The following is a 6,306-nucleotide window of genomic DNA, read 5'->3' as shown; positions in this document are numbered from 1 at the left end:
TCGGCCCCGTGATCAGCCACAGCCGATCGCTGCGGCCCAGCGAAAGATCGTTGGCGACGAACCGCTCCCCGTTCTGCCGAAGTGCCGCCTCGACGACCGGATGGCGACCGGCAACGATGTCGAGGCAGGGCTCGTCGGTAAGGTGCGGTTTGCACCAGCCGCCCTCGGCCGCCCGATGCGCGTGACTTGCCGCAACGTCGATCCGGGCAATGGCTTCGGCGGTCGCAGTGATCTGCGCCGCGGCGCCGACCGCGAGGCCGGTCAGCTCCTCCGCATGGGCCGCTTCGGCCGTAAGCGCGTGGCCGCCCGCCTCGACCACCCGGCTCGCTTCGTCGTGCAACTCCGGCGAGTTGAAGCGGACCACGCCGGCCAGGGTCTGGCGGTGGGTGAAGCCGCTGTCCGGCGACATCAGCCGATCGGCATGCCGCGACGCGACCTCGACATGATAGCCGAGCACCGCATTGTGCCGGATCTTCAGCGACCCGACCCCCGTTGCGTCGCGGTACCGGCTCTCGAGCCCCGCGATCGCCCGTCGCCCGTTCGATGCCGCATCGCGCAAGGCGTCGAGCTCGCCGTCATAGCCCTCGGCGATGTAGCCGCCCTTCGACGCATCGATCGGCGGCGCCGCGACCAGCGCCCGCGACAAGCGCTCGACCAGAGCTTCGTGCCCACCCAGCCGTGGCAGCAACCGTTCGAGCAGCGCCGGCCGATCCGGCTCTCCGCCGAGCTCGCGCCGAAGCGCATCCGCCGCGCCCAGCCCATCACGCAACGACGCTAGGTCGCGCGGGCTTCCCCGCCCCGCCGCAAGTCGCGCCAGTGCCCGAGCGAAATCCGGCATCGCCTTCAGCGCCACCCGAACCCGCTCGCGCAGGATCGCATCGCCGTGCAGCCAGGCGACCAAAGCCAGCCGCGCCTCGATCGCGCTGCGGTCGGTCAGCGGCGCCGACACATCCTCGCACAGCCGCCGCCGGCCGCCCGCCGTCTGGCAGCGATCGATCTCGCCCAAGAGGCTGCCGCTCGTCCCGCCGCCGGTCGAGCGCGCCAGCTCCAGGCTCTCGCGCGTCGCCGCGTCGATCGCCATGTGGCCCGAGCGCGCCACCCGCCGCGGCACGTCGAGCAGCACGCCTGTGCCCTTCTGCGTCGCGTCGAGATAGGCCAGCAATCCGCCCGCCGCCGCCAGCTCCGCCCGCGACGGCGCGCCGAGGCCATCCAGCGTCGCCAGCCCGAACTTCGCCTTGAGCGCCCGCTCGCCGGCCGCGCTGTCGAATCCACCCTTGCCCGCGCTCGCTCGGATCCCCGGCACCGTCCCGTCGACGATCGTCTCCGCCGGCGACAAGCGCGCCAGTTCCGCCGCCAGCTCGCCCGGCCCGCAGCCGACCAGCTCGAACCGCCCTGTCGAGATATCCGCCGCGGCGACCGCCCATTCGTCGCCTGCGCGCGCCACCGCCGTGAGCCAGTTGGGCGCCGCCGACTCCAGCAGCGTCTCCTCGGTCAGCGTTCCCGGAGTCACCAGCCGGACGATCGCGCGGTCGACCAAAGCCTTCGACCCGCGAGCCTTGCGGGCTTCCGCCGGGCTCTCGGTCTGCTCGGCGATCGCGACGCGGTTCCCCGCCTTGATCAGCCGCGCGAGATAAGCCTCTGCCGAATGCACCGGCACCCCGCACATCGGAATCGGCTCGCCCGCATCCTCGCCGCGTCTGGTTAGCGCAATGTCGAGGCAGGCCGCGGCGACCTTCGCATCCTCGAAGAACAGTTCGAAGAAATCGCCCATGCGGTAGAACAGCAACGCATCTCCGGCCTCGTCCTTCAGGCGCTTGTACTGCGCCATCATCGGGGTCGGGGCGTCGGCGCGGGCCATTGGCGAACCGTAGCCGCTTCACTCGTCATGCTGAACTTGTTTCAGCATCGATTTCGCCGTCCGCGCCGAAGCTCCCGGATTGGCCCTGAAATCATGCCAGCCTCAGGACAAACGGGGGTGGGGTGACGGAAGCAGAACGCGCGTGTAACCCACTTCATCATGTCGGAAAGCCACGTCAAATTCTCCGAAGCCGAAGCGCTGGAATTTCATTCGCGCGGGCGGCCCGGGAAGCTCGAGATCGTCGCCTCCAAGCCGATGGCGACCCAGCGCGACCTCAGCCTCGCCTACTCGCCGGGAGTTGCGGTGCCGGTCCGCTCGATCGCCGAGAACCCGACCTGCGCCTATGACTTCACGGCCAAGGGCAACCTCGTCGCGGTCATTTCCAACGGCACTGCGATCCTCGGCCTCGGCAACCTCGGCGCACTAGCCTCGAAGCCGGTGATGGAAGGCAAGGCGGTGCTGTTCAAGCGCTTCGCGGACGTCGACGCCATCGACATCGAGGTCGCGACCGAAGATGCGAACCGCTTCATCGACGCCGTCGAGTTGCTTGAGCCGAGCTTCGGCGGAATCAACCTCGAGGACATCGCCGCCCCCGACTGCTTCGTGATCGAGCAGACGCTCAAGGAGCGGATGAACATCCCGGTCTTCCACGACGACCAGCACGGCACCGCGATCATCACCGCCGCCGGCCTCATCAACGCCTGCGCGCTGACCAGGCGCGAGCTCAAGGACATCCGCGTCGTCGTCAACGGCGCCGGCGCGGCCGCAATCGCCTGCACCGAGCTCATCAAGGCGATGGGCGTGCGCGGCGACCACGTCATCATGTGCGACCGCAAAGGCACGATCCGGAAGGACCGAACCGACCTCGATCAGTGGAAGTCGGCCCATGCGGTCGACACGGACGCGCAGGACCTGACGCAGGCGCTGGTCGGCGCCGACGTGTTCCTCGGCCTGTCCGCGGCCGGGGCTCTCAAGCCCGAAATGGTGAAGTCCATGGCGCCCGAGCCGATCATCTTCGCCATGGCCAATCCCGACCCGGAGATCTGGCCGCCGGATGCGACCGCGGTCCGCCCGGACGCGATCATCGCCACCGGCCGCTCGGACTTCCCAAATCAGGTCAACAATGTGCTTGGCTTCCCCTTCATCTTTCGCGGCGCGCTCGACGTGCGGGCGACCGCGATCAACGATGAGATGAAGATTGCCGCCGCCGAAGCGCTTGCCGAGCTTGCCCGCGAGCCGGTGCCCGAGGAAGTCGCCGCAGCCTACGGTGGCCGCTCGCAGAGCTTTGGCCGCGACTACATCATCCCGGCGCCGTTCGACCCGCGGCTCATGGAAGTCGTTGCCTCCGCCGTCGCCGAAGCCGCGATTCAGACCGGCGTCGCGCAAAAGCCGATCGCCAACATGGACGCCTACCGGCAACAGCTGCGCGCCCGCCTCAACCCAACGGTCAGCGTGATGAGTCTCGCCTACGAGGCGGCCCGCTCCAACCCCAAGCGAGTCCTGTTCGCGGAGGGCGACGAGCCAAACGTCCTGCGCGCCGCGATCGCGTTCAAGGAAGGCGGTTACGGAACGCCGGTGCTGGTCGGGCGCGAGGACGTCTACGATCAGCTCCGCGAGATCGGCGTCGACAACCCCGATGACTATGAGGTTCTCAATAGCCGCAACTCGCCGCTGGTCGGTCGTGCGGTCGACCACATCTACGCCAAGCACCAGCGCCGCGGCATGCTCCGCCGCGAAATCGAGCGCATGGTCAACCAGGACCGCAATTACTTCGCCGCCGCAATGCTCGCGCTCGGCGAGGCGGACGCCATGATCACGGGCACCACCCGCCCGTTCAGCCAGTCATTGCGGCAGGTCCGCACGGTCATCAAGGACGAGGCGGGCGCGACACCGTTCGGGATCAACGTCATTGTCGGCCGCAATCACACGGTACTGATTGCCGATACCGCGGTCACCGAGCGTCCGACCGCGGAGCAATATGCAGCAATCGCGCTCCGCTCTTCCGCATTCGCGCGCCGGATGGGGCTCGAGCCGCGCGTCGCCTTCACCAGCTACACGACCTTCGGCAACCCGCCGGGCGTCCATATCGAGGAGCTGCGCGAGGCGGTGACGCTGCTCGACAGCTTCCACCCGGACTTCGAATATGAAGGCGAGATGGCGCCGGACGTCGCGCTCAACCCCGACATGCAGCAGCGCTTCTATCCGTTCAGCCGTCTCTCCGGTCCGGCCAACATCTTCGTCATGCCGGGGCTGCAGTCGGCAAGCCTGTCCGCCAAGTTGCTCAAGGAGCTCGGCGGCGAGAGCGTGCTGGGACCCTACGTCCTTGGGCTGGAGCACCCCGTCCAGATCGCTCCGATGACGGCCAGCGCGTCGGACCTGGTGATGCTTGCCGTGCTTGCTGCCGGCGATGCCCACGCGCGGTCGCAGCGGGAAGCGGCGCGCGTTTAGATCCGCTCCACGCTCGAAATCGGGTCCGCTTCCCTCAGCGCCGCGATGATCGAGTGCAAGTGCGCGAGGTCGTGCACCTCGACGTCCAGGTTGAACGTCTGGAAGCTGCCGTCCCGGTGGACCAGCCCCAGGTTGACGATATTCGCATGCTTGGCGCCGAGGATGCTCGACATGGTGCCGAGCGCGCCCGGAATGTCGCGCAGGATCACCGCGAGGCGCGCCGCTCCGCCGTCGGAGCCCTCCCCCCAGGCAAGGTCGAGCCAGTCGGCGTCGATCCCGCTCGCCAGCGTCTCGCAGCCGATGACGTGGACCTCGATCTCCTCGTCCTCCCGCCTCAAGCCGACGATCCGATCGCCGGGGACCGGGTGGCAGCATTGCGCGAGGTGATAGGCGACGCCGGGCGTCAGGCCCTTGATCGAGATGGCGGTGCGCTGCCCGAGCGGCCGGGGCGAGACGTCGCCGCCCGCTGAGCCCGGCATCAGCGCCTCCATCAGGTCCTCGTCGCGCACCCGCTTGCGCGCGATCGCGATCATCAGTTCGTCTTGATTCTCGATCTTGAGCTTCTTGAGCGCCCGCTTTTGGGCGTCCTTGTCGAGCTCCGCCGGGAGCCGCTGCACGATCTCGTCATAGATTTTCCGGCCGAGCTCGATGGTCTCCTCGCGCTCCTTGTGGCGGACGAAGCGGCGCACTCCGGCCCGCGCCTTGCCGGTCGCGACGAACCGCAGCCACGACGGTTGCGGGTGCTGCGCCTCCGACGTCAGGATTTCCACCTGGTCGCCATTCTCGAGCATGGTGCGCAGCGGCACGACGCGGCCGTTGACCTTGGCGCCGACCGTCCGATCGCCAAGTCCGGTGTGAACCGCATACGCGAAGTCGACCGGAGTCGCGCCCTTTGGCAGCTGGATCAGCTCGCCCTTCGGGGTGAAGGCGAAGATCCGGTCCTGGTACATCGCCATCCGGGTGTGCTCGAGCAGCTCCTCGGGGCTTTCGGCATGCTCGAGGATCTCGACCAGGTCGTCGACCCAGGGCACATGGAGGTCGGCGGCCGGCCGACCTTCCTTGTAGGCCCAGTGGGCGGCGAGCCCGCGCTCCGCCAGCTCGTGCATCGCCCGGTCGCGGATCTGGATCTCGATCCGCATCTTCGAATCGTGGATGACCGAGGTGTGCAGCGACCGGTAGCCGTTGCGCTTGGGGGTCGAAATATAGTCCTTGAAGCGGCCTGGGACCATTGGCCAGCGGCTGTGGATCAGGCCAAGCGCTCGGTAGCAGTCGGCGACGTCGTCGACGATCACGCGGAACGCCATCACGTCGGATAATTGCTCGAAGCTGATGTGCCGCTCGGCCATCTTCTTCCAGATCGAGAAGGGATGCTTCTGCCGCCCGGTGACCTCGGCCTTCAGGCCGTTGTCAGCGAGGTAGAGCTGAAGCCCGAGCCCGATCCGGCTGACGAGGTCGCCGCCGCTCTCGGTCAGCTGCTTCAGCCGTCGCATGATCGAAGCATAGGCGTCGGGCTCGATCTCCCGGAACGCAAGCGTCTGCATCTCGGTCATCATCTCGTACATGCCGATCCGCTCGGCGAGCGGCGCGTAGATATCCATCGTCTCGCGGGCGATCCGGCGGCGCTTGGCGGCGTCGCGGATGAAATGGAGCGTCCGCATGTTGTGCAGCCGGTCGGCGAGCTTGACCAAGAGCACGCGGATGTCGCCGGACATCGCGAGCAGGAACTTGCGCAGATTCTCGGCGGCGCGCTGATTCTCGCTCTGCGCCTCGATCTTGGAAAGCTTGGTGACGCCGTCGACCAGCCGCGCGACGTTGGAGCCGAACAGTTTCTCGACCTGGTCGTGGGTCGCAACCGTGTCCTCGATCGTGTCGTGGAGGATCGCGGTGACGATCGTCTCGTCGTCGAGATGCAGATCGGTGAGGATGCCGGCCACCTCGATCGGGTGGCTATAATAAGGATCGCCCGAGGCGCGGGTCTGCGAGCCGTGCGCCTTCATCGA

General features: G+C 67.8%; 3 protein-coding genes. 1 reads left to right on the top strand and 2 read right to left on the bottom strand.

Translation table 11 applies throughout. The features are described 5' to 3' along the window. A partial coding sequence (mutS, locus tag JOZ79_RS07250) for a DNA mismatch repair protein MutS (RefSeq protein WP_294072599.1) occupies positions 1–1,858 on the bottom strand: 1,858 nt, incomplete at its 3' end. Positions 1,859–2,017: 159 nt separating this feature from the next. On the opposite strand from mutS, the gene JOZ79_RS07245 reads away from it, so the two are divergent. Further along, positions 2,018–4,306: an NADP-dependent malic enzyme gene (locus JOZ79_RS07245; RefSeq protein ID WP_294072596.1), complete on the top strand. Its 2,289-nt coding sequence runs from the start codon at positions 2,018–2,020 to the stop codon at positions 4,304–4,306. Here JOZ79_RS07245 and JOZ79_RS07240 read toward each other — a convergent pair. Next, a partial coding sequence (locus JOZ79_RS07240) for a bifunctional (p)ppGpp synthetase/guanosine-3',5'-bis(diphosphate) 3'-pyrophosphohydrolase (RefSeq protein ID WP_294072592.1) occupies positions 4,303–6,306 on the bottom strand: 2,004 nt, incomplete at its 5' end. The genes JOZ79_RS07245 and JOZ79_RS07240 overlap by 4 nt on opposite strands.

This window comes from Sphingomonas sp., from assembly GCF_019242355.1.
Taxonomy (GTDB): Bacteria; Pseudomonadota; Alphaproteobacteria; order Sphingomonadales; family Sphingomonadaceae; genus Sphingomicrobium.
This window is presented reverse-complemented; position numbering and strand designations above follow the sequence as displayed.

Coding starts and splice junctions, on each gene's coding strand:
- JOZ79_RS07245 (WP_294072596.1), top strand. CDS start 2,018: ATGTCGGAAAGCCACGTCAAATTCTCCGAAGCCGAAGCGCTGGAATTT.